2 protein-coding genes are annotated in these 1,154 nt (G+C 47.7%); both read left to right on the plus strand.

Annotated features, from left to right (window positions below; all coding sequences use genetic code 11):
* On the plus strand, positions 1–685 hold a 685-nt coding region (locus A596_RS21615), incomplete at its 5' end, for a GPO family capsid scaffolding protein (protein WP_039918835.1).
* A gap of 44 nt (positions 686–729) precedes the next feature.
* The coding region (locus A596_RS23690) for a P2 family phage major capsid protein (RefSeq protein WP_039918836.1) at positions 730–1,154 on the plus strand (425 nt) is incomplete at its 3' end.

The following is a 1,154-nucleotide window of genomic DNA, read 5'->3' on the forward strand; positions in this document are numbered from 1 at the left end:
TCTTGAGCATATCAAAGGCTATCACCCCGACAGTCCATTCCGTGCTTATGGTGATGTGTTATCGCTATCCACCGAGGAAGAAAACGGAAAGATGTTCCTACTTGCCGAAATCAGCCCCACGGATGATTTGGTAGAGATGAACAAAAAGCGTCAGAAAGTGTATACCAGTATCGAAGTAGATCCCGAATTTGCCGACCTGGGCGAAGCGTATATGGTTGGCCTTGCGGTTACCGATGATCCTGCAAGTCTCGGCACTGAAATGCTGGCGTTCTCAGCCAGTGCGAAATCCAATCCGCTCGCATATCGCAAAAACCGACCCGAAAACCTATTCACTGCCGCTGAAGAAGTGGAACTCGAATTCATCGACGATGATGAACCGGAAGACGATAAAACTTCTCTGCAAGACACCGTCACTGCTTTGTTTAAAAAACATAACAAATTTGCCAGCGCTGAATTTGAATCCTTCCGGAAAGATTTAGAGAAGGCTTTGGAATTAGTTATTAATAAATTCAGCGAAGGAAAATCTACCTTGCCAACTGAATTTAGCGACCTGAAAAAAGCCCATGAAAAATTACAAGCTGACTTTGACGCCTTGTATAAAAAATTGGACTCAACTGACGGCCGCCAACACCACCGCAGCACAGCAACCGGTAACAACGGTAACTTGGTGCAGACCGACTGCTAACGCAGCGAGCGGCAATCCAAACACACAAACAAAAGGCACCTACTATGCATAACGATACACGCCCGCTATACGACGCCTTTGTGGCTCGCATCGGTCAATTAAACAGCGTTAAAGACGCTAGTAAAAAATTCAGTGTGGCACCCAGTGTGCAGCAAACGTTGGAAACCAAACTGCAAGAATCCAGCGACTTCCTTGGCCGAATTAATATATTCGGAGTAAAAGAACTCAAAGGCGAGAAACTGGGGCTTGGTGTTAATCCAATTGCCGGCCGCACCGACGTAAGCGAAGGCCCTCGCCAACCGCGCGATGTCAGCACATTGGATGACATGGAGTATGAATGCAAATTCACCGAATTTGACACCGGCATCGGTTACGCAAAATTAGATGCATGGGCCAAGTTCCCGGACTTCCAAGCGCGCCTCCGCGATGCCATTTTGCGTCAGCAAGCACTCGACCGAATCATGGTTGG

This window comes from Cellvibrio mixtus subsp. mixtus J3-8 (assembly GCF_000766945.1).
Taxonomy (GTDB): Bacteria; Pseudomonadota; Gammaproteobacteria; order Pseudomonadales; family Cellvibrionaceae; genus Cellvibrio; species Cellvibrio mixtus_A.